At 66.5% G+C, this 26,820-nt stretch carries 24 protein-coding genes; 8 read left to right on the top strand and 16 right to left on the bottom strand.

Translation table 11 applies throughout. The features are described 5' to 3' along the window. Nucleotides 1-14: 14 nt before the first annotated feature. Nucleotides 15-743: a ComF family protein gene (locus VK682_RS02380; RefSeq protein WP_230794926.1), complete on the bottom strand. Its 729-nt coding sequence runs from the start codon at nt 741-743 to the stop codon at nt 15-17. A gap of 14 nt (nt 744-757) precedes the next feature. Here VK682_RS02380 and VK682_RS02375 point away from each other — a divergent pair, with 14 nt between their 5' ends. Continuing rightward, nucleotides 758-1,579, top strand: coding sequence for a methyltransferase domain-containing protein (locus VK682_RS02375; RefSeq protein WP_230794924.1), 822 nt, complete (start codon nt 758-760; stop codon nt 1,577-1,579). Nucleotides 1,580-1,630: 51 nt separating this feature from the next. After that, nucleotides 1,631-2,695 carry a ferrochelatase gene (gene hemH / locus VK682_RS02370; protein WP_324781368.1) on the top strand — a complete coding sequence of 355 codons (1,065 nt, stop codon included), beginning with the start codon at nt 1,631-1,633 and terminating at the stop codon, nt 2,693-2,695. Nucleotides 2,696-2,759: 64 nt separating this feature from the next. On the opposite strand, the gene VK682_RS02365 is transcribed toward hemH, so the two are convergent. Together VK682_RS02365 and VK682_RS02360 are read right to left on the bottom strand one after the other, a co-directional pair. Further along, a complete protein-coding gene (locus VK682_RS02365; RefSeq protein WP_089847812.1) occupies nt 2,760-2,951 on the bottom strand; it encodes a ferrochelatase in 192 nt (63 codons plus the stop codon). A gap of 148 nt (nt 2,952-3,099) precedes the next feature. After that, a complete protein-coding gene (locus VK682_RS02360) occupies nt 3,100-3,699 on the bottom strand; it encodes a L,D-transpeptidase (protein ID WP_324781367.1) in 600 nt (199 codons plus the stop codon). A gap of 196 nt (nt 3,700-3,895) precedes the next feature. Here VK682_RS02360 and dalA point away from each other — a divergent pair, with 196 nt between their 5' ends. Then, nucleotides 3,896-4,453 carry a divisome-associated lipoprotein DalA gene (gene dalA / locus VK682_RS02355; RefSeq protein ID WP_324781366.1) on the top strand — a complete coding sequence of 186 codons (558 nt, stop codon included), beginning with the start codon at nt 3,896-3,898 and terminating at the stop codon, nt 4,451-4,453. 18 nt (nt 4,454-4,471) lie between these two features. On the opposite strand, the gene VK682_RS02350 is transcribed toward dalA, so the two are convergent. From VK682_RS02350 to hslO, 8 genes are all read right to left on the bottom strand, one after another. After that, nucleotides 4,472-4,978 (bottom strand): L,D-transpeptidase family protein, encoded by a 507-nt coding sequence (locus tag VK682_RS02350; protein WP_324781391.1) that lies wholly within the window; start codon nt 4,976-4,978, stop codon nt 4,472-4,474. 92 nt (nt 4,979-5,070) lie between these two features. Beyond that, nucleotides 5,071-6,291: a class I SAM-dependent RNA methyltransferase gene (locus VK682_RS02345; RefSeq protein ID WP_324781365.1), complete on the bottom strand. Its 1,221-nt coding sequence runs from the start codon at nt 6,289-6,291 to the stop codon at nt 5,071-5,073. 42 nt (nt 6,292-6,333) lie between these two features. Beyond that, nucleotides 6,334-8,166: an ABC transporter ATP-binding protein gene (locus VK682_RS02340; RefSeq protein ID WP_230794921.1), complete on the bottom strand. Its 1,833-nt coding sequence runs from the start codon at nt 8,164-8,166 to the stop codon at nt 6,334-6,336. 6 nt (nt 8,167-8,172) lie between these two features. Further along, entirely contained in the window at nt 8,173-10,014 is a 1,842-nt protein-coding gene (locus VK682_RS02335) for an ABC transporter ATP-binding protein (protein WP_230794919.1), read from the bottom strand. Between the two features lie 38 nt (nt 10,015-10,052). Then, the gene (locus VK682_RS02330) at nt 10,053-10,631 is read right to left on the bottom strand and encodes a LysE family translocator (RefSeq protein ID WP_230794918.1); all 579 of its coding nucleotides are present in this window, start codon (nt 10,629-10,631) and stop codon (nt 10,053-10,055) included. Next, nucleotides 10,624-11,778 carry a CCA tRNA nucleotidyltransferase gene (locus VK682_RS02325; RefSeq protein WP_230794917.1) on the bottom strand — a complete coding sequence of 385 codons (1,155 nt, stop codon included), beginning with the start codon at nt 11,776-11,778 and terminating at the stop codon, nt 10,624-10,626. The genes VK682_RS02330 and VK682_RS02325 overlap by 8 nt, the downstream gene beginning before the upstream one ends. Further along, nucleotides 11,775-12,380 (bottom strand): CoA pyrophosphatase, encoded by a 606-nt coding sequence (locus VK682_RS02320; protein ID WP_230794916.1) that lies wholly within the window; start codon nt 12,378-12,380, stop codon nt 11,775-11,777. Before VK682_RS02320 ends, VK682_RS02325 begins: the two co-directional genes overlap by 4 nt. Then, nucleotides 12,377-13,354 carry an Hsp33 family molecular chaperone HslO gene (hslO, locus tag VK682_RS02315; RefSeq protein WP_089847541.1) on the bottom strand — a complete coding sequence of 326 codons (978 nt, stop codon included), beginning with the start codon at nt 13,352-13,354 and terminating at the stop codon, nt 12,377-12,379. The genes VK682_RS02320 and hslO overlap by 4 nt, the downstream gene beginning before the upstream one ends. Nucleotides 13,355-13,436: 82 nt before the next feature. Between hslO and VK682_RS02310 the strand changes: the two genes are divergently transcribed. Continuing rightward, nucleotides 13,437-13,874: an NUDIX hydrolase gene (locus VK682_RS02310; protein WP_089847539.1), complete on the top strand. Its 438-nt coding sequence runs from the start codon at nt 13,437-13,439 to the stop codon at nt 13,872-13,874. Here VK682_RS02310 and VK682_RS02305 read toward each other — a convergent pair. Continuing rightward, nucleotides 13,862-15,112, bottom strand: a complete 1,251-nt coding sequence (locus VK682_RS02305; protein WP_230794914.1) for a PP2C family protein-serine/threonine phosphatase — start codon at nt 15,110-15,112, stop codon at nt 13,862-13,864. The two genes, VK682_RS02310 and VK682_RS02305, sit on opposite strands and share 13 nt — an antisense overlap. Nucleotides 15,113-15,256: 144 nt before the next feature. Between VK682_RS02305 and VK682_RS02300 the strand changes: the two genes are divergently transcribed. After that, a complete protein-coding gene (locus VK682_RS02300) occupies nt 15,257-15,586 on the top strand; it encodes an Hpt domain-containing protein (RefSeq protein ID WP_230794913.1) in 330 nt (109 codons plus the stop codon). 8 nt (nt 15,587-15,594) lie between these two features. Here VK682_RS02300 and ilvA read toward each other — a convergent pair whose 3' ends face one another. Both ilvA and VK682_RS02290 read right to left on the bottom strand, forming a co-directional pair. Continuing rightward, a complete protein-coding gene (gene ilvA / locus VK682_RS02295) occupies nt 15,595-16,821 on the bottom strand; it encodes a threonine ammonia-lyase IlvA (protein WP_230794909.1) in 1,227 nt (408 codons plus the stop codon). A gap of 37 nt (nt 16,822-16,858) precedes the next feature. Further along, nucleotides 16,859-17,596, bottom strand: a complete 738-nt coding sequence (locus VK682_RS02290; protein ID WP_230794908.1) for a hypothetical protein — start codon at nt 17,594-17,596, stop codon at nt 16,859-16,861. Nucleotides 17,597-17,722: 126 nt separating this feature from the next. On the opposite strand from VK682_RS02290, the gene VK682_RS02285 reads away from it, so the two are divergent. Beyond that, nucleotides 17,723-18,943, top strand: coding sequence for an argininosuccinate synthase (locus tag VK682_RS02285; protein ID WP_230794906.1), 1,221 nt, complete (start codon nt 17,723-17,725; stop codon nt 18,941-18,943). Between the two features lie 654 nt (nt 18,944-19,597). Here VK682_RS02285 and VK682_RS02280 read toward each other — a convergent pair. Both VK682_RS02280 and VK682_RS02275 read right to left on the bottom strand, forming a co-directional pair. Further along, complete coding sequence (locus tag VK682_RS02280; protein WP_089847528.1) at nt 19,598-20,470, bottom strand: ribokinase; 873 nt, start codon at nt 20,468-20,470, stop codon at nt 19,598-19,600. A 65-nt stretch (nt 20,471-20,535) separates the two neighbouring features. Continuing rightward, on the bottom strand, nt 20,536-22,791 hold the full coding sequence (locus VK682_RS02275) for an NADP-dependent malic enzyme (RefSeq protein ID WP_089847526.1): 2,256 nt from the start codon (nt 22,789-22,791) through the stop codon (nt 20,536-20,538). 134 nt (nt 22,792-22,925) lie between these two features. Between VK682_RS02275 and mutS the strand changes: the two genes are divergently transcribed. Together mutS and VK682_RS02265 are read left to right on the top strand one after the other, a co-directional pair. Next, the gene (gene mutS, locus VK682_RS02270) at nt 22,926-25,574 is read left to right on the top strand and encodes a DNA mismatch repair protein MutS (protein WP_230794905.1); all 2,649 of its coding nucleotides are present in this window, start codon (nt 22,926-22,928) and stop codon (nt 25,572-25,574) included. Between the two features lie 108 nt (nt 25,575-25,682). Next, nucleotides 25,683-26,759: a sensor histidine kinase gene (locus VK682_RS02265; RefSeq protein ID WP_089847524.1), complete on the top strand. Its 1,077-nt coding sequence runs from the start codon at nt 25,683-25,685 to the stop codon at nt 26,757-26,759. Nucleotides 26,760-26,820 lie beyond the last annotated feature (61 nt).

The raw sequence follows: 26,820 nt of genomic DNA, 5'->3' as shown, positions 1-26,820 counted from the left end.
CGACATTCCGGGATTTAAGCCTCCTTTGCAACGCGCGCCAGTATCGCGACACAAACCTCTGCCACTCCGGCCTTGGTCAGCGCCGCCGTGGCCGCCGCCAGCGTCGCCCCCGAGGTCATCACGTCATCCACCAGCACGACCTGCCGCCCGGCCAGCGCCGCCGCCCGCGCGGGCCGCAGGGTCAGCGCCGCATCAAGCGTGGTGAACCGCTCCTCGCGGCTTTTCCCCTCCAGCGAGGGGGTGGCGCGGGGACGGATCAGCGCATCGGGCAGATGGGACAGGCGCAGCGCCCGCGCCAGCCCGTCCGCCAGCAGCGCCGACTGGTTGTAGCGCCGTTTGAGATGGCGGCGCAGATGCAGCGGGATCGGCACCACCACCGCATCGGCGCGGCAGAGCGGCCGCAGTTTCTGCGCCAGCCACAGCGCGGCGGGCCGGGCGATGTCATGCCTGTCGCCATGTTTCAGCATCAGCACCAGCTTGCGCCCGTTGTCGCGATACAGCAGTGCGGCACGGCCCTGTGTCCAGGGCCGGGGCGTGGCCAGACAGTCATCGCAATGTTCGGCCCGGTCCGACTGTCCAGGCAGCGGCGCGCCGCACAGATCGCAGGACAGCCCCATGATGAAGGGCGTGTCGCGCCAGCAGGGCCCGCAAAGACCAAAATCGCTGTCCACCAGCCCGCCACAGAGCAGGCAGCGCGGCGGATAGATCAGCCGGATCAGGGTTTGCAACCGCGCCTCCGCCATCTTATCTCAGCTCCATGTCCAGCCCCGCGCCCCTGATCGACCGCCCCGCCCTTGCCCGCCACCGCGCCCGCGCGCGACGGTCCCCCGCGCTGTTCCTGCATGAAGCCGCACGGGACGAGGTGCAGGATCGTCTGAGCGTGGTTAAAAGAACGTTCACGGCGCCGGTCATCGTCAGCCCCTATCCGGAAATCTGGCAGGGGCTGCTGCCCGGCGCGCGGGTCATCCCCGATGACGACGTGCTGGCACTGGAAGAAGGCGCGCAGGATCTGGTGATCCACGCGCTGGCGCTGCACTGGGCCAATGATCCGGTGGGCCAGCTGATCCAGTGCCGCCGCGCGCTGCGCCCCGACGGGCTGTCCCTGACGCTGGCCTTTGGCGGCGAGACCCTGCAGGAACTGCGCGCGGCCCTTGGTCAGGCGGAAATCGAGGTGACGGGGGGCCTGTCCCCCCGCGTGCTGCCGATGGGCGAACTGCGCGATCTGGGCGGGCTCTTGCAGCGGGCCGGGCTGGCGCTGCCGGTGGCGGACAGTCAGGTGCTGGATGTCAGCTACAGCGATGCGCTGCACCTGATGCGCGACCTGCGCGCCATGGGCGAAACCAACGCCCTGACCGCGCGGCTGCGCCAGCCGACCCGCCGCGCCGTGCTGCTGCGGGCGGCGCAGATCTATGCCGAAACCTTCAGCCGCCCCGATGGCCGGATCCGCGCCAGTTTCGAACTGGTCACGCTGACCGGCTGGGCCCCGGATGCCAGCCAGCAGAAGCCGCTGCGCCCGGGATCTGCGGCACATCGTCTTGCAGAGGCGCTGAACACCATGGAACGCCCGCTGGACGATTGACGCCTTCTGTCAGTGACATACTTAGCGGGGGCATTTTGAGGGACTGGACACATGCTTGACGCCACACCGCCCCGGACGCGGCCCGCCAACGCGCCCGCCGACCACCCTGCCGTGACACGCCCCAAGGTGGGGATCCTGCTGGCCAATCTGGGCACGCCGGATCATTATTCCTACTGGCCGATGCGGCGCTATCTGAACGAATTCCTGTCGGACCGCCGGGTGATCGATTATCCGCGCTGGAAATGGCAGCCGCTGCTGCAGCTGATCATCCTGACCAAGCGGCCATTTTCCTCGGGCAAGAATTACAAGTCGATCTGGAACGAGGATCTGAACGAAAGCCCGCTGATGACGCTGACCAAGGCGCAGACCGCCGCGATCGAAGCGAAGATGCAGGCGCGTTACGGCGATCAGGTCATGGTCGATTTTTCCATGCGCTACGGCAATCCGTCGACCAAATCCAAGGTCCGCGCGATGACCGAAGCGGGCTGCCGCAAGATCCTGTTCTTTCCGCTTTATCCGCATTACGCGGGCGCCACCTCGGCCACCGCGAATGACGCGTTTTTCCGCGCGCTGATGGACGAGCCGTGGCAGCCCACCGCGCGCGTGGTCGATCCCTATTTCGAGCATCCGCAATATATCGAGGCGCTGGCCCAGTCGGTGGAACGCGCCTATGCCGCCAAGGCCGAAAAGCCGGAAATGCTGGTGGTGTCCTATCACGGCATGCCGAAACGCTACCTGATGCAGGGCGATCCCTATCATTGCCAGTGCCAGAAAACCACGCGGCTGCTGCGCGAACGGCTGGGCTGGGACAAGACGCAGATCACCACCACCTTCCAGTCGGTGTTCGGACCCGAGGAATGGCTGAAGCCCTATACCGTAAAAGAAGTGGCGCGGCTGGCCGAGGAAGAGGGCAAGAAGCGCATCGCGGTCATTGCTCCTGCCTTTTCCGCCGACTGCATCGAGACGCTGGAAGAGATCAACGAAGAGATCCGCGAAAGCTTTGAACATGCGGGCGGCGAGGAGTTCACCTATATCCCCTGCCTCAACGACGACGCGGCGCATATCGACGCGCTGTCTTCGGTGATCGAAAGCAACCTGCACGGCTGGCTGGACTGACCCCGGACATAAAAAAGGAGCGGTGCCGAAGCGCCGCTCCCATTTATGCAAGCTGATCCTTGGATCAGTTGGCTGCGGCAGCTGCCACGACGGCCAGCAGGGCCAGCGGGATCAGGATGCCAGCGGAGGACGAGGAGGCGGCGGTTTCTTCGACGACGACAACCGGCTCCATGACCACGTCATCCTTGGCATAGTTGCCTGCCATGGCGGAAGTTGCGGAAACTGCGAAAGCGGCGGCGAAAGCGATCTTCTTCATGTTCTTCTCCAGATATTCGCCTGCCGCATTCAGACAATCTGCAAGCGGCAAGCACCCAAGACTTACCTCGTCTCACGTTCTAATCAGCAAAACGTGAAAATTGCAAATCCGAACTCGGGGCCGCGCCGCCACGGTCCCGTCGGCTTTGTCAAATCAGCAACACCTGCGTGCCGATCTGGGCCATGTCGTAGAGCTGTTCGATATGCTCGTTGTAAAGCCCGATGCAGCCGTTGGAGGAACGGCGCCCGATCTTGCGCGTGTCATGCGTGCCGTGGATCCGGTAATAGGTCCAGCTCAGATGCAGCGCGCGGGTGCCCAGCGGGTTGTCGGGGCCGGGAGGCACATAATCGGGCCATTCCGGATTGCGTTCCTTCATCGACGGCGTCGGACGCCAGTCGGGCTCCGGATCCTTCAGCACGATCTGGGTGCGGCCCTTGCGGGTCAGATCCTCGCTCAGCGGCACCGAAGAGGGGTAAAGATGGTAGGTGCCGTTTTCTTCCCAGAAATGCAGCGCCCGCGACGAGATGTCGACAAGCACGGCGCCCTTGCTCAGGTTGCTGAAATAGGGCTGCCAGTCGAGCGTGCGGAAGCTCGACATGTTGCGGCGCGTGATCTGGGAGATGTCACGCTCCAGTTCCACGGTGCCGGACGAATCCATCGTCTGCGCCAAGGCGGGCGTCACCGCGAGGGCCGCGCTTCCTGCAAGGAAGGCGCGCCGGCCAAGTTGGGATTGAACCTTGCTGGTCATGATGCTCACCACTACAAATCGCCCGAGATTCGGAAAGCCGTCGCGGCTGCCGTCAGGACCGGGCAAGTATATTGCGGCAATGCCGCAGTCGCAAATCAAACGCCTGCGAGCGGCGCGATCACGCCCATGTGCGTTTGATTGGCCACGTCTGCCGGTCTATCTGCTGTATAAATCTCGTGGCGCGAAAGACCGGACAATGAACAGACGAACTTTTCTCCTGATTTCCGCGGCTCTGGCCGCTGCAGCCTGTACCCCTGCCATGCAGCCTCCCGCGCTTGGCCCGGATGGCAAGCCCCTGCCTCAGGTCTACCGGATCAACAACGCCGATCAGGCGAAGATCGAATATTCGATGCTCGATTCGGTGAACGCCCTGCGCAGCGCGCGCGGCACCGCGCCGGTCCAGCTGAACGCGCAGCTGAACGCCGCCGCCGCCACTCATTCGCGCGACATGTCGGTGCAGAACCGCCCGTGGCATTTCGGGTCGGACGGATCCTCGCCCATCGACCGAGTGCAGCGCGTGGGCTACACCGGGCGGCTTGTTGGCGAAAACATCTCGGAAACCTACGAATCCGAGCTGGAGACCCTTGCCGCATGGATGGAAGAGGCGCCGACGCGCGACGTGATTCTTGACGAAACGGCGCGCGAGATGGGCTTTGCGTGGTTTCAGGAATCCAGCGGCAAGATCTGGTGGACGCTGGTCATGGGCGCGCCCAACACGGCCGCCACGCCGGGCTCGGGCGCAGCCGGGTTCTAAACCGGTGCGCCGGTCCCGTCAGGGCATGATGAGGATCGGCGTGCCGTCTCCCACCATCGCGTAGATGTCTTCCATCTCGCGGTCGGTGACGGCGATGCAACCCCATGTCCAGTCCCGCCCGCCGGACTGATAGGCCGGGGGACGGCCATGGATGAAGATATCCCCGCCGGGGCTCTGCCCCATATTCCGCGCCTCGGCGCGGTCGGCGGCGTTGGGATAGTCGATGCCAAGGCTCAGGTGGAAGCGCGAGTTGGGGTTGCGCCGGTCGATGGTGTAAAGCCCCTCGGGGGTCTTGCCGTCGCCTTCGACCTTCTTGTCGCCCACCGGGTTGAAGCCCAGCCCGATGTTGAAGATCCGGACAATCCGCGCGTGGTGCAGAAGAAACATCTTCCGCGCGGATTTATGGACCACCACATGGGTGATCTGCGGTCCGTTATAGCTTCGGAACTTGCTGTCTTCCAGACGACCTCTGCCGCAGCCCGCCACCAGAGCTGCCGCGGCCACCATCATCTGGCGCCTGCCCATATACATCTTGCCTGCCCACTCGTTCTTTTTCCCCAAGCTATACTACACAGGAGCGTTTGCGAAGACAGAAGCTTTCGCTGCTCCCGATGTCGTCATTGGGGTGACAGCACAAAGCCCGCCACAAGCTCCACATGCGTGGACCAGCGGAACTGATCGACCACGCGCAGCCGGTCCAGCCGGTATCCCGCCCGCACCAATGTCGCGGCATCCCGCGCAAAGGTCACAGGATTGCACGAAACATAGGCGATGCGCGGCACCCGCGCCGCGGCAAGCTGGCTGATCTGCGCCTCAGCCCCGGCGCGCGGCGGATCGATCACCACGCCGTCGAATCGCCGCAGCTCTTCGGGCAGCAGCGGATTGCGGAACAGATCGCGCGTGGCGGTGGTGACATGGCGCAGCCCTTCGGCATGGCGCCAGCCCCGGTCCAGCGCGTCGACCATGGCGCGGTCACCCTCCACCGCCAGCACCTTGGCGCGTTCGGCCAAGGGCAGCGCGAAGGTGCCGCAGCCCGCGAACAGGTCGGCCACATGCGTGGCGCCCTCCAGATGGTCCAGCACATCGGCCAGCAGCGCCGCCTCGCCCTGCGGGGTCGCCTGCAGGAAGCCGCCGGGGGGCGGCACCACCTGCGCCACGCCCATGCGCTGCGCGGGCGGACGGCGGGTCAGCACCTCCGGCCCCCATGCGATGCGGGCGCAGTCATACGTGCGCGCCAGTTCGGCAAGCTGCTGCTGGAAGGCCGCATCGGCCTCCTTGCCGCCGCTGACCGCCACGTCGAGCCCGCCCAGACTGGTGGTCACCAGCACCGACAGTTCGCTTTTGCGGCTGGCGCCAAGCTGGGCCAGCGCATCGACCAGCGGCAGCGCCGCAGCCAAGGCCGGATCGATCACGCGGCAGTCCGGCACCTCGACCAGCACGTCGGATCCCTTGCGGTGGAACCCGGCCAGCGTGCCCTTCTTGGTGCGGCGGGCGGAAAAGGCGGCGCGGCGGCGGCTCTGTTCGGGCGAGGTGGCAATGGGCAGAAACTCCACCTCCAGCCCGTGTGCGGCCAGCGCCTGCCGCACCACGCCTTCCTTCCAGTCGGCGACAAATTCGGGGCGCGCGTGTTGCACCTGACAGCCGCCGCAGGCGCGGGCGTGGCGGCAGGGCGGCGTCACCCGCTGGTCGGAAGGGGTCAGGATGCGCGGCGCCGCCATCACGCCGCCCGCGATTTCGCCCTCGACCACCTCGCCGGGCAGGGTGCCGGGCACAAAGACGGGACCGGGCGCGATGCCGTCCCCCTGATGCCCCAGCCGTTCGATGATGACCTGTTCCATGCCGCGCCTCATGCCCGCAAAGCGCCCCCCGGCGCAAGGGCGTCACTCTGCCGCCTGCGCATCCCCGTCCATCTGCCCGCTCTGCCGCGACCAGTAGCGGGCATAAAGCCCGTCCCGCGCCAGCAGATCGTCATGGCTGCCCTGTTCCACGATGCGGCCTTCGTCCAGCACCACGATGCGGTCCATCTGCGCGATGGTCGACAGCCGGTGCGCGATGGCCAGCACGGTCTTGCCCTCCATCACCCGGTCAAGCGCGCGCTGGATCGAGGCCTCCACCTCGGAATCCAGCGCCGAGGTCGCTTCGTCCATCACGAGGATCGGCGCGTCCTTGAGGATGGCACGGGCCAGCGCGATGCGCTGGCGCTGCCCGCCGGACAGCTTGACCCCGCGTTCGCCCAGATGCGCGTCATAGCCGGTGCGGCCCCGGTGATCCTGCATCTTTTCGATGAACTCATGCGCTTCGGCCTTTTCGGCGGCGGCGATGACCTCGGCCATGCTGGCATCGGGGCGGCCATAGCGGATGTTGTCCAGCGCCGACCGGTTGAACATCGCGGTTTCCTGCGTGACCATGCCGATGCGGCGGCGCAGCGATTCCTGCGTGACATGGCGCAGATCCTGCCCGTCGATCAGGATGGCGCCCTGTTCGGTGTCGTAAAGCCGCAGCAGCAGCGCCACCAGCGTGGATTTCCCCGCCCCCGAAGCGCCGACAATGCCGATTTTTTCCCCCGGCGCGATGGTCAGGCAAATGTCCTCGACCCCGCCGGACTGACGGCCATAGGCAAAGCCCACCTTGCGGAATTCCACCCGGCCTTCGGTCACCTGCAGCTCGCGTGCATCGGGCGCGTTGGTCAGCAGATGCGGCGGGGTCAGCGTGACCATGCCATCCTCGACCTCGCCCAGATTGGCGTAAAGCCCCATCAGCGTGAAGCTGACCCAGCCGGTCATCTGCGCCAGCCGCAGCGCGATGGTGCCGGTGGCGGCAATGTCGCCCGCCGAGACCAGCCCCCGGCTCCAGTAGAACAGCGCGCCACCCACCAGCAGCACCGGCAGCAGCCCCGCCAGCGCCATCAGCCAGAAGCGGAAGGCGGCGCTGATCCGGCCAAATTCGATGTAGCGGTCGCGGAACGTGCCCATCGCCTCCAGTGCGGCGCGGTCTTCGTGATCGGCATGGGCAAACAGCTTCACGGTCTTGATGTTGGTCACGGTGTCCACCACCTGCCCCGTCACCATGGCCCGCGCCCCGGCCCGCGCCTGCGACCGGCTGCGGATCCGGGGCATGTAATGCCCGATCAGCCAGCCATAGATCACCATCCAGCCCAGCAGCGCCAGCGCGATGCGCCAGTCCATCCCCGCCAGCAGCAGCAGCGCGCCAAAGACCGAGGCAAGCGCGTAAAGCACGGTCTGGATGACGTCGATCACCACGTCGTTCAGCGCGCGGGCGGTCTGCATCTCTTTCTGCGCGATGCGCCCGGCAAAATCATTGTCGAAAAACGTCACCGGCTGGCCCAGCGTGTGCCGGTGCAGCCGCGACAGCACGAGGTTCAGCAGGTTCGGCTGCAGCACGATGGACTGCATCGAGGAGTTGCCGCCAAAGATCAGCGGCCTCAGCACCACGAAAAACAGCAGCGCCCCCACCAGCAGGCCGATATTGTCGGCAAAGACCGACCCGGCCCCGGTTCCCAGCGCCGCATCCACCACCCAGCCAAGGATCAGCGCCGAAGACACCTCGACCACGCCGCCGGCAATGGACAGGACCGAGGCCAGCAGGACCGGCCCCCAGGCGCCCTTCAGCGCCCATCCAAAGAACCGCAGCAGGGTCCGGGGGGGTGGGCCAGAGGCTTCGGCGAAGGGGTCGATCCAGTTTGATGGCGTCATGCGGGGTCAGCTGTCCTGCGTATCGGGGTCAAGGAACCCGCCAGACTGGCGGGCCCAGAACCCGGCATATAGCCCGCCTTGCGCCAGAAGCGCGTCATGGCTGCCATCTTCGACGATCCGGCCCTGATCCATCACCAGAATCCGGTCCATCTGCGCGATGGTCGACAGCCGGTGCGCGATGGCGATCACCGTCTTGCCCCGCATCATGCCATAAAGCGTGTCCTGAATCGCCGCCTCCACCTCGGAATCGAGCGCCGAGGTTGCCTCGTCCAGCAGCAGGATCGGCGCGTCCTTCAGGATGACGCGGGCCAGCGCCACGCGCTGCCGCTGCCCGCCGGACAGTTTCACGCCGCGTTCGCCCACATGCGCGTCATAGCCGGTGCGCCCCTGCGGATCGGCCAGCGTCAGGATGAACTCATGCGCCTGCGCCTGTTTCGCGGCGGCGATCATCTGCTCTTCGGTGGCGCCGGGGCGGCCATAAAGGATGTTGTCGCGGACCGAGCGGTGCAGCAGCGTGCTGTCCTGCTGGACCATGCCGATCTGGCGGCGCAGGCTGTCCTGCGTCACGGCGGTGACGTCCTGCCCGTCCAGCAGGATCCGTCCCGATTCCGGGTCGTAAAACCGCAGCAGCAGCTTCACCAGCGTGGTTTTCCCGGCGCCCGACCGGCCCACCAGACCGATCTTCTGCCCCGGCGGAATGGTCAGGCTGATGTGATCCAGCCCGCCCCGGTCGCGCCCGTAATGGTGGCTGAGATCCTTCAGCGCGATCTCTCCCCGCGTCAGCACCAGCGGCTTGGCACCGGGCGCATCGACCAGCGTGATGGGCTGGGAGATGGTTTCCATCCCCTCGGCCACCACGCCAAGCTGGCGGAAAAACGTGGTCAGCGCCCACATGATCCAGCCGGTCATGGCGTTCAGCCGCAGGGTCAGCGCGGTGGCGGCGGCCACCGCCCCCACGCTGGCGGATCCCTGCATCCACAGCGCCAGCGCCCAGCCCACCACGCCCACGATCAGCAGGCCATTGAGCAGCATCAGTCCCACATCCATCAGCGTATAAAGCCGCATCTCGGTCTGGAAGGTCTGGCGCGCCTGTTCGATCGCCTCCTTGGCATAGTCCAGCTCCTGCCGGTCCTGCGCGAACATCTTGACCGAATGGATGTTGGTATAGGCATCGACCACGCGGCCCGTCACGAAGCTGCGCGCGTCCGATGCCGCCTTGGAGGCGGGGCCGACCCGCGCGATGGTCCAGCGCATCAGCACGGCATAAAGCACGAGCCACAGCGCCAGCGGGATCATCAGCCGCAGATCGGCATCCCCCAGCACGATCATCGCCCCCACCAGATAGGCGATGGAAAAGGCGATGGCGTCGAACACCTGAAACACCGCCTCGCCCGCGGCGGGGGGCGTCTGCATGATGCGGTTGGCGATGCGCCCGGCAAAGTCGTTTTCGAACCAGCCGACCGACTGGCGCAACACCTGCGCATGGGCCCGCCAGCGCACCAGCGTGCCAAAATTGGGCATGATGGCATTGTTCAGCACCAGCACGTCCAGCCCCTGGATCAGCGGGCGCAGGATCAGGATGAAGGCGCCCAGCCCGATAAGCGTCCAGCCGTGATCCGCCCAGACCTGCGCCGGATCGCCGCCCAGAATGTCGACGACCCAGCCCATGGCCCAGATCAGCCCGATCTCGACCCCGGCCACCAGCACGGCCAAGAGCGCCGCCCAGATGAACACGGCGCGGAAGGGCTGCGCGTAATCCAGCAGGAACGGCAGAAGACGGGTCGGAGGGCGGTCCGTGGGCGGATAGTCCACATACGGATCCACCATGTTTTCAAAACGGCGGAACATCACATTGTCCTGAATTCTGGGGGCGGCTGGCGCCGGGTCTACAGGAACACCATGACGGAAAAGCTGCCAAGAGCCACCGCCATGACGCGGGTGAACAGGCGCCATGCCGCCGGTGTGGTCAGAAGCCATGTCAGCATCGCGCCCGCCGAGGTCCAGAACAGGCAGCAGATCAGGTTGATGCCGGAAAAGGCGGTGCCAAGGCGGATCGCCTCCCAGACCGGCCCGGCGGTTCCCGGATAGGCCGAGGCAGCGGCCAGCGCCACGCCCCAGACCTTCGGGTTGATCCACTGGAACAGCGCTGCCTCCAGCAGGGTCATGGGGCGGTCCCGCTCGGTCTTCTTGCGGCGCTCCGCCGTCCACAGGCCCCATGCCATCCACAGCATCCACAGCCCCGCCGCGATGCGCAGCGCAAGCTCCAGCGCGGGGGCCTGTTTCAGCAGCGCGGCAATGCCCAGCCCGGTCAGCCCGGCGGTGATCCCCACCCCCAGCACCACACCGAACAGATGCGGCAGCGTGCGGCGCAGCCCGAAGCGCGCGCCCGAGGTGGTCAGCAGGATCACGTTCGGCCCCGGCGAAAACAGGCCAAGGAAGACAAAGCCGTAAAGCGGATCAATCATGCAGGTCGTCCAGTAATTGCGCCCGGGTCAGGGTGAAGCCCGACGCGATCCAGCGCGCCTCTGCCGCGCGCAGGGCAGCGCCAAGCGCCGCCCCCTGCAGGCGCGGCATCAGATCGCGGGCGGTGAGGGGAAATTTTGCGGCAGCTCCCATTTCAGCCGCACGCAGATCGGCTTCGGAGACCGGCTGCTGCAGGCTTGCGGCGCGCAGGGCCAGCACGTCACGCGCGGTGTCGCGCCCGTGGCGCCAGCCCAGTTCGGCGGCACGTTCCGCGCTGCCGGTCAGGCGCTGCAGCAGGGCAAGCCGCGTCGCCTGCGCGCGCGACAGGCGCAGATCGGGGCTGTCCGCCCCCAGCACCGCCAGTCGGCGCAGCGCGTCGGGGGCCAGCCCCAGCCGCGCCTCTTCGGCCAGCAGCGGACCAAGGCTCAGGGCGGATCCGCCGGGCAGAACCTGCGCCAGCACGCCGGTCTGCGCCATGACCGACACCGCCGCCAGCGGGTCGGGGGCGGCCAGCAGGCGCAGCAGTTCCTGCCCCACCCGTTCGCGCGACAGCTGCGCCATCCCGTCCAGACCGCGCGCGATGCCATCCAGCGCGTCGGCGTCAAAGCCCTGATCGGGGTCGCCATACCACGCGGCAAAGCGGAAATAGCGCAGGATTCGCAGGTAATCCTCGCGGATCCGGTCCAGCGGCGCGCCGATGAACCGCACCCGCCGCGCCACCAGATCAGGCAGACCGCCCAGCGGATCCGCCACCTGCCCGCGCGCATCGGCATAAAGCGCGTTCATGGTGAAATCGCGCCGCGCCGCATCCTCGGCCAGCGAGGAGGAAAACCGCACCACCGCGCGCCGCCCGTCGGTTTCGGTATCAGCGCGAAAGGTGGTGATCTCGTGCCCGATGCCGTCCGCCACCACGGTCACGGTGCCATGGTCGATGCCGGTGGGGATGGCTTTCAGCCCCGCCTCCTGCGCCAGCTCCATCACCCGGTCCGGCGGCGCTGCGGTGGCGATGTCCACATCGCCCACCGCCACGCCCATCAGCGCGTTGCGCACGCAGCCGCCAACCACAAAGGCCTGAACCCCGCCCGCCTCCAGCATCTGCAGCACGGTCTGCGTGGCGGGCCGGGTCAGCCAGTCTCCGGAAACCTTCATCCCGCCATCCGTTCCGCCAGCCCGCGCAGCATCCGCGCGGTGGCTCCCCAGATGTAGTAGGGGCCGTAAGGCACCACCCAGTATTTGCGCTGCCCGCCCTGCCAGAGCCGCGATTCCACCCGAAATCGCGACGGATCCGTCACATGGGAGAAGGGCACGCGGAACACTTCGGCCACCTCGCCGGGTTCGGCGATCGTGTCGAATTCGGCATGGATCAGCGCCACCACCGGCGTCACCAGAAAGCCGGTGACGGTTTCATGGGCGGGCAGCGTGCCCAGCACCTCCACCAGTTCAGACGGCAGACCCACCTCCTCGCGCGCTTCGCGCAGGGCGGCGGCGGTGGCATCGGCATCACCCGGATCGACCTTGCCGCCGGGGAAGGCGATCTGCCCCGGATGGTGCTTCAGCCGCGAGGAGCGTTTGGTCAGCACCAGATCCAGTCCCTCCGCCCCGGGGATGAAGCCCGCCAGCACCCCGGCGGGGCGCAGGCGGCGCTGCGCGGGCAGCGACAGCCCCGGCGTCAGGTCGAAATCCGACGACGCGCCCCCGGAAGCAGTGACCGCGCGGCGCAGCGCCGCACTCTGCGCCGCAGCGGTCGTCACTTGTCCGCCTCGAACCCCACGGTCTGCGGGTCAAGTTCGTAATGCGCACCGCAGAACTGGCAGTCAGCGGTCACCAGACCTTCGGGCGTGGTCATATGCGCGATGTCCTTGGCCGAATAGATCGACAGCGACTGCCGCACCCGGTCTTCGGAACAGGTGCAGCCGAACCGCACCGGCTGCGCGTCGAACACCCGCGGGTTTTCCTCGTGATAGAGCCGCACCAGCAGATCGGTCGGGGGCAGATCGGGGCCGATCAGCTCCAGCTCGTCCACCGTATCCAGATGGAAATTCACGCGGCGCCAGTTTTCGCCATCGTCATCGTCGCGCAGCAGATCCTCGGGGCGCAGCAGGCCGCCTTCGCCGGTGCCGCCATCCTTCGCAAAGGGCGAGGCCTTGGGCATGTGCTGCAGCATCACGCCGCCCGCGCGCCAGTGGAAGGATCCGTCCGCCTGCGGCACGTTGCCGAAATTCAGCTCGAACCGGGTGGGGATCTGTTCGGACTGCGCAAAATAGCTTTCGGCGCAGCGCGCCAGCGCCCCGCCCGCCAGCGGCGTGATGCCCTGATACGGCGTGGTGCCGGGGCCCTGATCGATCAGAACGGCGAAATAGCCATCCTCCAGCTGGTCATAGGCCGGGGCCTTGGTCACCAGATCGGGGTCATAGCTGGCATAGGCGCGGATGCGCGCGGGCTCGCCTTCGGCCTCGGGGGCGAAGTAATCGGTGGCGATCATGCGCAGCGCGCCGCGGGTCTGCACCTGCAGCGACAGCTTCCAGCGCAGCTTCATGGTCTCGCCGATCAGCGCGGTCAGCAGTGTCATTTCCGCCACCAAAGCCTCGATCGGCTCGGGGTAATCATGCTGGGCAAGGATGCCGTTCAGCACCCCGTCCAGCCGCGCGACGCGACCGCGGATGTCCGACAGATCCAACTGAAAGGGCAGGACGGTATCGTCCCAGGCGATTTTGCCGATGGTCATGGGGTTTCCTTATCTGCCTGAACTTGGCATATCCGGCCCCATATAGGCAGGACAAGCCCGGAACCCAAGGGGAGCGCAGCGGATGACACCACGCTACGGAGAACCACCGCAATCCGGACGCCGCTATCGCATGCGGCCAGGGGTTTACGCGCTGCTGCCCCGCGATGGCGCGCTGCTGGTCACGTTCCAGCAGGATCCGCTGCCCGAATACCAGATGCCCGGCGGCGGCATCGATCCCGGCGAATCGCCGATCACCGCGCTGCACCGCGAAGTGTTCGAGGAAACCGGCTGGCGCATCGCCGCGCCGCGCCGTCTGGGCGTGTTCCGCCGCTTCACCTTCATGCCCGATTACGATCTGTGGGCCGAAAAGATCTGCACGCTCTATGTGGCGCATCCGGTGCATCCGCTGGGGCCGCCCACCGAACCCGGCCATACCGCGCTGTGGATGGATCCCTCCGCCGCGCTGAGCCTGCTCAGCAACGAGGGCGAACGGGATTTCCTGCAGCGCTATCTGCGCTGATCCGGCGCAAATTCCAGCAGCGCGGCAGAGATGTCATCCTCCAGCCGGGCGCCGTGACGGGTGGCTTCGGTCAGCCGCCAGAACAGATCGTCCAGATATTCCGTGCCCTCGCCCTGACAGGTGCGGGCCAGCATCCGCAGCCCGTCCTGATCCAGCAGCGTGCCATCCCGGAGCGTCGCCTCGGTGATGCCGTCTGAATAGAGCAGCAGACGGTCCCCCGGTTTCAGCCAGAGGCTGAGCCGGTCATAGCGCGCCTGCGGGATCAGCCCGATGGGCAGCCCGCCCCGCCCGACAAATTCCGTGCTGCCATCGGCCCGCAGCAGCAGCGGCGGCGGATGCCCGGCCTGCACCAGATCGACCCGCCCGGTCTGCAGATCGGCCACCGCATAGGCCATGGTCAGATATTCCACCACGCCGGGATCGGCAGAAAGCCGGGCATTCAGCCGCTGCGCCACATCTTCGGGCGGGCGGAACAGCGTGCCCTGCAGGATCCGGTCCAGCGCGATGTTCTGGTCGGGGAAATCGCCGCCCAGATAGCCCGCGATCCGCGCCGTCATCAGCGCCGAGGTGATGCCATGGCCCGACACGTCGAGGCTATAAAGCCCCAGCTTGCGGTCGCAATGGCTGAACATGCCCACCAGATCGCCGCCCACATGCCCGCAGGGTTTCAGCAGCAGGCTGACGCGGGATGTCCCGAACACCCGGCTGCGCTGCGGCACCAGCGCCTGCTGGATGGTGCGGGCCTGCCGCAGGTCGCGGTCCACCGCGTCATAGGCCGCGCGCAACTCGCCCAGCGTGTCCGACAGCTGCCGCTGCATGGCAAGGATACGCGCCCCGGCATTGATCCGCGCGCGCAGTTCCCCGGCATCCACGGGTTTGGTCAGGAAATCATCCGCCCCGGCATCCAGCCCGCGCGCAATCTCTCCCTTGTCGCTCTTGGAGGTGAGCAGGATGAAATAGCCGTAGCTGTCGCGCTGCAGCGCGCGGAAACGGCGGCAGAAATCCAGCCCGTCCATGCCCGGCATCATCCAGTCCGACAGCACCGCATCGGGCAGCAGGTCGGCGCAGAGCCGCAGCGCCGCCTCGCCACTGTCGGCCTGCCACACCTCGAACCCCCATTGCCGCAGCATGGCACACAGGATCCGCCGCTGCATCTGGCTGTCATCCACCACAAGAATGCGGCGGATCTGGCCGGTGGCTTCCCCGGCTGCGGCACTGTCATAGGCATGGGGCAGCACGGGATCTCCTGTCTGGCCGGAACTCCCGCCACCCTAGACCACAGGACCTTAACGGGGACTTTAGCCGCGGACAGGCCGGGGCCGGAAAGGCAAAAAGCCTTTGTTCAGGATTTGGCGCTAGGCTGCAGGGACTGGAGGTGTCCCATGATCGACTGGCACAGGGTCACGGAACTGCGGCGGGAAATCGGGCCCGACGATTTTGAAGAGGTGGTGCAGCTGTTCATGACAGAAGTCGAAGCCACGCTTGCACAGCTGCCCCTGCTGCAGGCCCAGCCAGAGTCGCTGGCCGCCGCGCTGCATTTCCTGAAGGGCAGCGCGCTCAATCTGGGTTTCAGGGCGCTTTCCGAACTCTGCAGCACCGGAGAGCAGGCCGCTGCGGCGGACATGGCGGTGGATGTGCCCGAGATTCTGGCCGCCTATGCCCGCTCAAAGGCGCATTTCCTGACGGATCTGCCGCAGCATCTGGCCGCGTGACCGCCGTGTCAGATCACGAACTGCGCCAGAACCTCGTCATCGGTGATGTCCCGATAGGTGTAGCCATGGGCATCCAGCGCGTCGAACAGGCGCTTGAAATGACCGGGATCGCTGGTTTCGATGCCAATCAGCACCGACCCGAAATTGCGCGCGGATTTCTTCAGGTATTCAAACCGCGCGATGTCGTCTTCGGGGCCGAGGAAATTCAGGAAATCCTTCAGCGCGCCGGGCCGCTGCGGCAGACGCAGGATGAAATATTTCTTCACCCCGGAATAGCGCTGCGCCCGCTCCTTGACCTCGGGCAGGCGTTCGAAATCGAAATTGCCGCCCGAGGTGATGCAGACCACGGTGCGGCCCCGGATGGCCTGCCCCAGATCCTTCAGCGCGTCGATGGCCAGCGCGCCCGCAGGCTCCAGCACGATGCCCTCGACATTGAGCATCTCCAGAATGGTGGTGCAGAGCCGGTCCTCGCTGAGGGCAAGCGTGTTGGCCAGCCCCACATCCTTCAACACCTCGAAAGTGCGCGCGCCGATCCGCGCCACGGCGGCGCCATCGGCAAAGGTGTCGACCCGCGGCAGCGTCACCGGCTGCCCCGCCTCCAGCGCGGCGCGCAGGCAGGCGCCGCCCGACGGTTCCACGAAGGTGTAGCCGGAGCGCATGCCGAACTGGCTCAGCAGCCCGGCGCCCAGCCCGCCGCCGCCCACCGGAATCACCAGATGGTCGGGCGCACGGCCAAGCTGCGTCTCGATCTCGACCCCGACACTGGCCTGCCCCTCGATCACGTCGGCATCGTCGAAGGGCGACAGGAAATGCCCCCCCGCCTCGACACAGAAGGCCTGCGCGGCGCGCAGGCAGTCATCGAAATAATCGCCGATCAGACGGATCTCGATGGCATCGCCGCCAAAGATGCGGGTTTTCTGGATTTTCTGCTGCGGCGTTGTCACCGGCATGAAGATGACGCCGCGCTTGCCGAAATGGCGGCACATATAGGCGACGCCCTGCGCGTGATTGCCAGCGCTGGCGCAGACGAACAGATCCTTGTCCAGCCGCTTGCGCATCGCGTTGAAGGCGCCGCGCAGCTTGTAGCTGCGCACCGGCGACAGATCCTCGCGCTTCAGCCAGATATCGGCGCCGTAAAGGTCGCTGAGATGGGCATTGCGCAGCAAGGGCGTCTCGGGGAAGACCGAGCGCATTTCGGCGGTCGCGGCGCGGGCATGGTCCAGAAAATCTGTCATGACAGAGGCGTGACCGATTACGCGCCGCTTCGCAAGCCTAGTCGATGGGGCGGCCTTCGATGAAATGGCCGTAAAGCGAGGTGAGGATGGAAATGCCGATCATCGTGGCGAACCAGTTCACCACCACGCCATAGATCAGGCTGACCGTGGTGGCGGATCCGCCGTCGATCATCGCCGGAAGCTCGATCAGCAGGCTGCCGCCAATCACCAGAAAGGCCAGCGTGATCACCGCGCCGTCATCACGTTTGGTGGCGCGCCACGCCTCGCGCACCGACAGCGGCAGCCCCAGCGCCGCGGCGGGCAGCACCAGCCCCATGCGGAAGAACAGGAAACTGCCCAGCCCCACCAGCCCGAAGCCGAACACCGCCGCCACCTGCGGCCCCAGCGCCAGCGCGACCAGCGTCACCACCAGCCCCGCCACCATCAGCGCCAGCACGATCAGCAGGCCGATCTTGATGGACCGCCAGAGATAGGACAGGATCGCCGACCCGTGCCAGCGCGGCAGCAGGCCCGCGGGCGGCTCTCCGGTCAGCACGAAACGGTGCCAGCCCACCGCGATCCACAGGCTGGCCACCGCCGCCAGCAGCGTCAGAACCAGTTGCGTCAGCCCCGGTCCCATGTCGTCGGGAAGCTGGGCCGGATCGACCGGCCCAATATAGGCTTGCACCTGCGCCGCCACCTGCACCAGATACAGCACCAGTGACAGGCGCAGCGCCGTGCCAAGATTGTCCACCACCATCCGCACCGAATGGACGAAAATGCGCCACCCCGTCATGTTCGCCCTTTCCTGTCTGCTGGATCGAGGGCTAGCACATGACATCCGCAGGTCAACGGGCGATCCTTGCCCCCTGCGCCAAAAGGCAGTAAGCCGCGTGCCCAGTCCAACCCAGAGGAAATGCCCATGTCCGCGCCCAAGAAAGTCGTTTTGGCCTATTCCGGTGGCCTCGACACCTCGATCATCCTGAAATGGCTGCAGACCGAATACGGTTGCGAGGTTGTCACCTTTACCGCCGATCTTGGCCAGGGCGAGGAACTGGAGCCCGCCCGCGCCAAGGCGGAAATGATGGGCGCCACGGAGATCCATATCGAGGATCTGCGCGAGGAATTCGTGCGCGATTTCGTCTTCCCGATGTTCCGCGCCAACGCGCTTTATGAGGGGCTGTATCTGCTGGGCACCTCCATCGCGCGCCCGCTGATTTCCAAGCGGCTGGTGGAAATCGCCGCCGCCTGCGGCGCCGATGCCGTCGCCCATGGTGCCACCGGCAAGGGCAATGATCAGGTGCGGTTCGAACTGGCCGCCTATGCGCTGAACCCCGACATCAAGGTGATCGCGCCGTGGCGGCTGTGGGATCTGACCTCGCGCACCAAGCTCATCGACTTTGCCGAGCAGAACCAGATTCCGATCGCCAAGAACAAGCGCGGCGAGGCGCCGTTCTCGGTGGATGCGAACCTGCTGCACACGTCTTCGGAGGGCCGCGTGCTGGAGGATCCGGCGGAAGAAGCCCCCGATTACGTCTACCAGCGCACCGTCGATCCGCTGACCGCGCCCGACACGCCCGAGCTGGTGGAGATCACCTTCGAAAAGGGCGACGCGGTCGCGATCAATGGCGAGGCGCTGTCGCCCGCCACCATCCTGACCCGGCTCAACGAGCTGGGCGGCAAGCATGGCGTCGGGCGGCTCGATCTGGTGGAAAACCGCTTCGTCGGCATGAAATCGCGCGGCATCTATGAAACCCCGGGCGGCACCATCCTGCTGGAGGCGCATCGTGGCATCGAACAGATCACGCTGGACAGCGGCGCGGGCCACCTGAAGGATTCGATCATGCCGCGCTATGCGGAACTGATCTATAACGGCTTCTGGTTCAGCCCCGAACGCGAGATGCTGCAGGCGCTGATCGACAAGAGCCAGGAGCATGTCAGCGGCACCGTGCGCGTGCAGCTTTACAAGGGATCCGCCCGCACCGTGGCGCGCTGGTCGGACCAGTCGCTTTATTCCGAGGCGCATGTCACCTTCGAGGATGACGCGGGCGCCTATGACCAGCAGGACGCCAAGGGCTTCATCCAGCTGAACGCGCTGCGGCTGAAACTGCTGGCCGCGCGCAACCGCCGGTTGAAAGGCTGACATCTAAGGCCGGGCGGCGCATCTGCTGCGCCACCCGGCCCTCCTTGGCGGATCCGGTCCGCCGTCATCTTGAAATACCAACAAAAAACGAGCCGCCCCCATTCACGGCATGGGGGCGGCTCAGAGACTTACCTTGTGGGGTTACGCTGATAAGCCTCTACCTCGGTCACCAAACGGCGAGACCTGAATTCTTACCATCACCGTCCCCGCGAACCGGACCGTCAGACATAACCAAACTCTCACTCATACACGACGGTCCGGGCACCACCCCAACTACCCCTTACACACAGCACTGACACCAGACAGGAGCGGCTTTCTTCGCAGGAAGGTCGTGACCTTCACCATGTCACCCAAGCGTGCCCGATCCTTTACCAACCACCCGGGTCCGGCCTTCACCGCGCCAACCCGACACATCGCAAACACACCTCAAACACACCCGCACACCAGCAAACCAACACACCGACAAACAGTCCCGGCAGCGTCTCACGTGACATCCGTAGACACGCAGGCGCGAGAAACAGAGTTTCACCGGTGACGAAAATTTTTCGAAAATGTACGACAAATTCTTCACGGCCATAAAAAATCCGGCCCGCAGGGGGAACCGCGGGCCGGGTAAAACTCAGGCTTTTCCGCGCCTTGACGCGGTTTTGCCGCTCAGAAACGGTGTTCGGTGACCTCTTTCAGGTCGGGGATCACATCGGCGGTGCCATAGCGCGTCACCATCAGCGCCGCCGCCCGCTGCGCCATCTCCAGCGCCGTGGGCATCGGCAGCCCCCGGTCGAGCCCCGCCAGCAGATAGCCGGTGAAGGTGTCGCCCGCCCCGGTCGTGTCCACCGGCGTCACCTTCAGCGCGGCAAAATCCCGCGTCGTGCCGGTGTCGGTGTTGATCCAGCGGCAGCCCTTGGCCCCCAGCGTCACCACCACGTCGCGCACCGGCAGGGTTTCCGGCGTCCGCCCGGTGGCGGCCTGCAACTGCTGCGCCTCCACCTCGTTCAGCACCAGCAGATCCAGCAGCGGCAGCACCGCCGTCACCGCTTCGGCATCAAAGGGCGCCGCAGCATAGGCCACCCGCAGCCCGCGGGCGGAGGCCAGCTCTGCCCCGTCGCGCTGCGCGTTGGTCTCGTTCTGGCACACGAACAGATCCTCCGGCCCCGCGCCTTCCAGCGCCTCGGCGATGCTCTCCGGGGCGATGCAGCGGTTGGCCCCGGCGAACAGCAGGATCAGGTTTTCGCCCGCATCCTCCACCGCGATGACCGCATGGCCCGACGGATCGTCCAGCACGGCAATGCGGCGGGTGTCGACGCCATATTCCAGCATCCGGTCGATCATCCAGCCGCCATCGCGGCCCACGGCGCCCAGATGCACCACCCGGGCGCCTGCACGCGCCGCCGCCACCGACATGTTGGCGCCCTTGCCGCCAAGCCCCCGCGTCATCGACCGCGCGCCCAGCGTTTCCCCCGGCGCGGGCAGATGCGGCACGCGGTAGGTCAGGTCGGCGTTGATCGACCCCAGATTGTAGATGGCCATTCCCTGCCCCTTCATCTTGCCAGAAAAACTCCCGCCGGAGGCTCCGGCGGCAGCCAAAGGCGCCGTCAGCCGATCTTGCAGGCCGCCAGCACCGCCATGTTCAGAATGTCATTCGCCGTCATGTTGGTCGAGCAGATCTGGATCGAACTGTCGACCCCGGTCAGGATCGGCCCGATCACCGTGGCGCCACCCATTTCCTGCATCAGCTTGACCGAGATCGAGGCCGAATGCCGCGCCGGCACCACAAGGATATTGGCGGGCCCCGTCAGCCGCTGGAAGGGATAGCTGTCCTGCGCGCGCCGGTTCAGCGCCACATCCACCGCCATCTCGCCCTCATATTCGAAATCCACCCCGCGCGCGTCCAGCACCTTCGGCGCCAGATGCATCTTCTGCGCCCGCTCGGAGACCGGATAGCCGAAGGTCGAGAAGGACACGAAGGCCACCCGCGGCTCCAGTCCCAGATGGCGCGCCACATCAGCGGCGCGGCAGGCGATATTGGCCAGATCCTCGGATTCCGGCCATTCATGCACCAGCGTGTCGGAAATCAGCACGATCCGGCCCTTGTGCAGCAGCGCCGTCACCCCCACCGCGCCATGTTCGGCATCGGCATCAAAGACATGGTTGATCAGCTCCAGCACATGCGCCGATTTGCGCGTGGCCCCGGTCACCAGCCCGTCGCCATGGCCATGCGCCAGCATCAGCGCCCCGAACACATGCCGGTCGCGCGCCGCCAGCCGGTGCACGTCCTGCCGGTCATACCCCTTGCGCTGCAGGCGCTGGTACAGCAGCGCCTTGTAGGTCTCCAGATGGCGGGTGTTGGCGGCGTTCACCACCTCCAGCTCGCGCACGGCATCGCCAAGCCCGGTGGCTTCCAGCTTGGCGCGCACATCGGCCTCGCGCCCGACCACCAGCGCCTTGCCCAGCCCGTTGCGCTGATAGCTGACGGCGGCGCGCAGCACGCGCGGGTCGTCACCTTCGGCAAAGATCATCCGCGCCTGCGCCTGCCGCGCCCGCGCATGGATCGACCGCAGGATCGAGGCGGTGGGATCCATCCGCCCTTTCAGCCCGGCCTCATAGGCCTCCATGTCGATGATGGGCCGCCGCGCCGCGCCGGTATCCATGCAGGCCCGGGCCACCGCCGGAGGGATCCGGTAGATCAGCCGGGGGTCAAACGGCGTGGGAATGATGTAATCCCGCCCGAAGGTCAGCGCCCGGCCATAGGCCAGCGCCACCTCGTCCGGCACATCCTCGCGCGCCAGTTCCGCCAGCGCGCGGGCGCAGGCGATCTTCATCTCGTCATTGATGGCCCGCGCATGCACGTCCAGCGCGCCGCGGAACAGGTAGGGAAAGCCCAGAACGTTGTTCACCTGATTGGGATAGTCGCTGCGCCCGGTGGCGACGATGGCATCCACCCGCACCTCATGCGCCTCTTCCGGGGTGATTTCGGGATCGGGATTGGCCATGGCGAAGATGACCGGATTGTCGGCCATGCTCGCCACCATGTCCTGCGTCACCGCGCCCTTGGCCGACACGCCAAGGAACACATCCGCACCCACCATCGCCTCTTCCAGCGTGCGCAGTTCGGTGGCGACCGCATGGGCGGATTTCCACTGGTTCATGCCCTCGGTTCGGCCCTGCCAGATCACGCCCTTGGTGTCGCACATGATGCAGTTCTCATGCCGCGCGCCCATGGATTTCAGCAGTTCCAGACAGGCGATGCCCGCCGCGCCCGCGCCGTTCAGCACGATGCGCACATCTTCGATCTTTTTGCCGCTCAGATGCAGCGCGTTGATCAGACCCGCCGCGCAGATCACCGCCGTGCCATGCTGGTCGTCATGGAAGACGGGGATGTCCATCTCTTCCTTGAGGCGCTGTTCGATGATGAAACATTCGGGCGCCTTGATGTCTTCAAGGTTGATGCCGCCAAAGGTCGGCCCCATCAGCCGCACCGCACGGCAGAATTCATCCGGGTCTTCGGTATCCAGTTCGATGTCGATGGAATTCACGTCGGCAAAGCGCTTGAACAGCACCGACTTGCCTTCCATCACCGGCTTCGACCCCAGCGCGCCCAGATTGCCCAGACCCAGCACCGCCGTGCCGTTGGAGATCACCGCGACAAGGTTGCCCTTGTTGGTGTAATCATAGGCGAGTTCCGGATTTGCGGCGATTTCCAGACAGGGCACCGCCACGCCGGGGGAATAGGCCAGCGACAGATCGCGCTGCGTGGTCATCGGGACCGTCGCCTGCACTTCCCACTTGCCCGGCACCGGCTCCAGATGGAAGGCCAGCGCCTCTTCACGGGTGAATTTCGGTTTCGTCATGCGCGGCCCCTCCTCCGATACGAGCGTCGTTGCTCTTACCGCAGCGGCACGCGGCGCTCAACCGGCCCGATTTGGGCCTTTCACCCGGGCGCGCGGCTTTGCTATGCCTGCCCCGCACAGGACAGGGGGGCGACATGACCGCAGCCACACCGATGATGGCGCAGTATCTGGAGATCAAGGCGCAGTATCCCGACGCGCTGCTGTTCTACCGCATGGGCGATTTCTACGAGATGTTCTTTGACGATGCCGCCGCCGCCGCCGAGGCGCTGGACATCGCCCTGACCAAGCGCGGCAAACATGCGGGTGATGACATCCCCATGTGCGGCGTGCCGATCCATGCCGCCGAAGGCTATCTGCTGACGCTGATCCGCAAGGGGTTTCGCGTGGCGGTCTGCGAACAGATGGAAAGCCCCGCCGAGGCCAAGAAGCGCGGCGCCAAATCCGTGGTCCGGCGCGAGGTGGTGCGGCTGGTCACCCCCGGCACCCTGACCGAGGAATCGCTGCTGGAGGCGCGGCGCCACAACTACCTTGCCGCGCTTGGCCGGGTGCGCGACGACTGGGCGCTGAGCTGGGCCGATATTTCCACCGGCGCGTTTCACGTGATGCCGCTTGGCCGGGCGCGGATCGGCGCGGAACTGGCGCGGCTTGCGCCGTCGGAACTGCTGACCACCGACGCGGTGGAGGAGGATCTGCGCGCCGTGCTGTCGGATCTGGGCATCGTGCCCACCCTGCTCGGCGCCGCCTCGTTCGATTCCGCCGGGGCCGAGGACCGGCTGCGCCGCCTCTTTGGCGTGCAGACGCTGGCGGGCTTCGGCAGCTTTGGCCGCGAGGAACTGTCGGCCATGGGCGCCGTGGTCGATTACCTCGACATCACGCAGAAAGGCCGCCTGCCGCTTCTGCGCGCGCCGCAGCGTGACGCGGTGTCGAACCTGCTGCAGATCGACGCCTCGACCCGGCGCAATCTGGAACTGACCCATTCGCTGAATGGCGGGCGGGCCGGATCGCTGCTGTCGGTGATCGACCGCACGGTGACCACCGGCGGCGCGCGGCTGCTGGAACGGCGGCTGTCCTCGCCGTCGCGCAGTCTGGCGGTGATCGAGGCGCGGCTGCAGGCGGTGGACTGGGCGATGGAGACGCCGCAGGCCGCGGCCCTGCGCCAGAGCCTGCGCAAGGTGCCCGATCTGGACCGTGCCCTGTCGCGGCTGGGGCTGGACCGGGGTGGCCCGCGCGATCTGGCCGCCCTGCGCAACGCGCTGATCCAGGGCGAAGACATTGCGGCGATGCTGGACGGATCCGCCCTGCCCCCGCTGCTGGACGAGGCGCGGCAGGCGCTGACCGGGCATGACGCGCTGATCGAGCTGCTGGATGCGGCGCTGGTCGCCGAACCGCCGCTGCTGGTGCGTGATGGCGGCTTCATCGCGCCGGGTCATGACAGCGCGCTGGACGAGGCGCGGCTGCTGCGGGACGAAGGCCGGGGCGTGGTGGCAGCCCTGCAGGCGCGCTATGCCGACCATGCGGGCGTGTCCTCGCTGAAGATCAAGCACAACAACGTGCTGGGCTATTTCATCGAAACCACTGCGACCCACGCGGAAAAGATGTTGTCGCAGCCGCTGTCGGATCTGTTCATCCACCGCCAGACCACCGCCAATCAGGTGCGCTTTACCACGGTGGAACTGTCCGATCTGGAAACCCGCATCCTGAACGCGGGCAACGAGGCGCTGCAGATCGAAAAGCGGCTTTATGACGGGCTGAAAGCCGCCGTGCTGGAACAGGCACCGCAGATTTCGGAAACCGGGCAGGCGCTGGCGGAATTCGACCTGTGCCTTGGGCTTGCCGATCTGGCCCGGGCCGAGGGCTGGTGCCGCCCCCGCGTCGATGACAGCCGCGCCTTTGACATCCGGGCGGGCCGTCACCCGGTGGTGGAACGCGCGCTGGCCAAGCAGGGCGGCGCGCCTTTCATCGCCAATGACTGCGCACTGAACGCGGCCCCGGATGGCGCAGCGCTCTGCCTGCTGACCGGGCCGAACATGGCGGGCAAATCCACCTTCCTGCGGCAGAACGCGCTGATTGCCCTCTTGGCGCAGATGGGATCCTGGGTGCCGGCGAAATCGGCGCATCTGGGTCTGGTCAGCCAGATTTTCAGCCGCGTCGGCGCCTCTGACGATCTGGCACGCGGGCGCTCCACCTTCATGGTGGAGATGGTGGAAACCGCCGCCATTCTCAATCAGGCCGATGACCGCGCGCTGGTCATCCTTGACGAAATCGGGCGCGGCACCGCCACATGGGACGGGCTGTCGATCGCATGGGCCACGCTGGAGCATCTGCACGGGGTGAACAAGGTGCGCGGGCTATTCGCCACGCATTACCGCGAACTGACCGTGCTGGCGGGCAAGCTGGAGGGCGTGGAAAACGCCACCGTCGCCGTCAAGGAATGGGAGGGCGAGGTGATCTTCCTGCATGAACTGCGCCCCGGCGCCGCCGACCGGTCCTATGGCGTGCAGGTGGCGCAGCTGGCCGGTCTGCCGAAGCCGGTGATCACCCGCGCCCGCAGCGTGCTGGACGCGCTGGAAAAGGGCGACCGCGACCGCATCTCGCCCAAGGCGCTGATCGACGATCTGCCGCTGTTTTCCGCCGTGGCGCGGGCCGCCCCCGCCCCTCAGGCCCCTGCCGCCCCGTCAGAGGTGGAAAGCCGCCTTGCCGGGCTGCTGCCCGACGAGATGAGCCCGCGCGAGGCGCTGCAGGCGCTTTATGACCTGAAGGCGCTGCTGCCGCAAAAATCCTGAGCGTTGCAGCGGCGCCTTCCGCCACGTCCCGGCGGGTTTCACCTGCCGTTGCGGCGGGCGGCAGTGCCGCCTGTTGCACGCCGTTCACAGGCGTTCTAGTCCTGTCGCATGGAGACTGTTCTTCCCCCCGCAAGACCCTTTCCCGCCACGGGCGGAGAGTGCAGCGCCATCCTTGACGCGCTGGACTGGCGCAGTCATCCCTTGGGCGACCCCGCCGCGTGGCCGGTCGAGCTGAAGACCGCCGTGCGCATTTGCCTGACCGCCAAATTCGCCACGATGGTGCATTGGGGGCCCGAGCTTTTCACCTTTTACAACGATGCCTACGCGGTGCGGCTGGGAAACAAGCATCCCGGCCATCTTGGCCAGCCCGCCAAGGACTGGTGGTCGGAAATGTGGGACCAGCTTGACCCGTTCTTCCGCAAGGTGCTGGCGGGCGAAAGCTATTACACGGAAAACGCGCGCTATACGCCGGATCGCGACGGCATCGCCCGCGACGCCTATTTCACCCACAGCCACAGCCCGATCTGGAGCGACAGCGGAGAGGTGGCGGGGATTTATCTGACGGTGGTGGAAACCACGCCCCAGATCGAGGCGGAGGCGCGCAGCGCGGTCCTGACCAACGAGCTGCGACACCGGATGAAGAACACGATGACCATCGTGCAGTCCATCGTGAATCAGGCAATGCGCCGCGCCGCCACCATGCAGGACGCAAAGCGGCTCATCAACGACCAGATCGGCGCGCTGGCCCGGACCAACGACCTGCTGACCCGGTCCGACGGGCTGGATGCGCCGCTGGGGGCCATCGTGGCCAGCGCCGCCGAGATTCAGGGCGCCTTTGCCAACCGCCTGTCGAGCGAGGGGCCCGCTGTCACGCTGAACCCCAAGGCCGCCATCGCCTTTACGATGATGCTGCACGAACTGACCACGAACGCGATCAAATACGGCGCCCTGTCCAATGACCATGGCCGGGTGGAGGTGCGCTGGCAGCTGGACGGATCCGCCCTGACGCTGGACTGGCAGGAACATGACGGCCCGCTGGTTCATGCGCCGGAACGCAGCGGTTTCGGCACGCGCCTGCTTGTGGCGCTGGCCGGGGATCTGGGCGGCGAACCGCAGGTGCAGTATCACGCGGACGGGCTGCGCTGCACGCTGCGGTCCGACCTGCGGGCCATCATCCCGGACTAGGATCCGCCTCCGGGCGCAAAAGAAAACCCCCGGCACGCGGGCCGGGGGTCTGGTCTGTCAC

It is taken from the genome of Salipiger marinus, from assembly GCF_035481585.1.
Taxonomy (GTDB): Bacteria; Pseudomonadota; Alphaproteobacteria; order Rhodobacterales; family Rhodobacteraceae; genus Salipiger; species Salipiger marinus.
Note: the sequence above shows the minus strand (reverse complement) of the source record. Positions and strands in the feature narration are given on the sequence as shown.

Excerpts from the sequence above, each read along its gene's own strand:
- VK682_RS02375 (WP_230794924.1), top strand. The coding sequence starts at position 758 with ATGTCCAGCCCCGCGCCCCTGATCGACCGCCCCGCCCTTGCCCGCCAC.
- dalA (WP_324781366.1), top strand. The coding sequence starts at position 3,896 with ATGAACAGACGAACTTTTCTCCTGATTTCCGCGGCTCTGGCCGCTGCA.
- VK682_RS02325 (WP_230794917.1), bottom strand. The coding sequence starts at position 11,778 with ATGAAGGTTTCCGGAGACTGGCTGACCCGGCCCGCCACGCAGACCGTG.
- VK682_RS02330 (WP_230794918.1), bottom strand. The coding sequence starts at position 10,631 with ATGATTGATCCGCTTTACGGCTTTGTCTTCCTTGGCCTGTTTTCGCCG.
- hemH (WP_324781368.1), top strand. The coding sequence starts at position 1,631 with ATGCTTGACGCCACACCGCCCCGGACGCGGCCCGCCAACGCGCCCGCC.
- VK682_RS02275 (WP_089847526.1), bottom strand. The coding sequence starts at position 22,791 with ATGACGAAACCGAAATTCACCCGTGAAGAGGCGCTGGCCTTCCATCTG.
- VK682_RS02265 (WP_089847524.1), top strand. The coding sequence starts at position 25,683 with ATGGAGACTGTTCTTCCCCCCGCAAGACCCTTTCCCGCCACGGGCGGA.
- VK682_RS02365 (WP_089847812.1), bottom strand. The coding sequence starts at position 2,951 with ATGAAGAAGATCGCTTTCGCCGCCGCTTTCGCAGTTTCCGCAACTTCC.
- VK682_RS02340 (WP_230794921.1), bottom strand. The coding sequence starts at position 8,166 with ATGACGCCATCAAACTGGATCGACCCCTTCGCCGAAGCCTCTGGCCCA.
- ilvA (WP_230794909.1), bottom strand. The coding sequence starts at position 16,821 with ATGACAGATTTTCTGGACCATGCCCGCGCCGCGACCGCCGAAATGCGC.
- VK682_RS02360 (WP_324781367.1), bottom strand. The coding sequence starts at position 3,699 with ATGACCAGCAAGGTTCAATCCCAACTTGGCCGGCGCGCCTTCCTTGCA.
- VK682_RS02280 (WP_089847528.1), bottom strand. The coding sequence starts at position 20,470 with ATGGCCATCTACAATCTGGGGTCGATCAACGCCGACCTGACCTACCGC.
- VK682_RS02300 (WP_230794913.1), top strand. The coding sequence starts at position 15,257 with ATGATCGACTGGCACAGGGTCACGGAACTGCGGCGGGAAATCGGGCCC.
- VK682_RS02285 (WP_230794906.1), top strand. The coding sequence starts at position 17,723 with ATGTCCGCGCCCAAGAAAGTCGTTTTGGCCTATTCCGGTGGCCTCGAC.
- VK682_RS02380 (WP_230794926.1), bottom strand. The coding sequence starts at position 743 with ATGGCGGAGGCGCGGTTGCAAACCCTGATCCGGCTGATCTATCCGCCG.
- hslO (WP_089847541.1), bottom strand. The coding sequence starts at position 13,354 with ATGACCATCGGCAAAATCGCCTGGGACGATACCGTCCTGCCCTTTCAG.
- VK682_RS02350 (WP_324781391.1), bottom strand. The coding sequence starts at position 4,978 with ATGGGCAGGCGCCAGATGATGGTGGCCGCGGCAGCTCTGGTGGCGGGC.
- VK682_RS02335 (WP_230794919.1), bottom strand. The coding sequence starts at position 10,014 with ATGTTCCGCCGTTTTGAAAACATGGTGGATCCGTATGTGGACTATCCG.
- VK682_RS02345 (WP_324781365.1), bottom strand. The coding sequence starts at position 6,291 with ATGGAACAGGTCATCATCGAACGGCTGGGGCATCAGGGGGACGGCATC.
- VK682_RS02290 (WP_230794908.1), bottom strand. The coding sequence starts at position 17,596 with ATGACGGGGTGGCGCATTTTCGTCCATTCGGTGCGGATGGTGGTGGAC.
- VK682_RS02310 (WP_089847539.1), top strand. The coding sequence starts at position 13,437 with ATGACACCACGCTACGGAGAACCACCGCAATCCGGACGCCGCTATCGC.
- mutS (WP_230794905.1), top strand. The coding sequence starts at position 22,926 with ATGACCGCAGCCACACCGATGATGGCGCAGTATCTGGAGATCAAGGCG.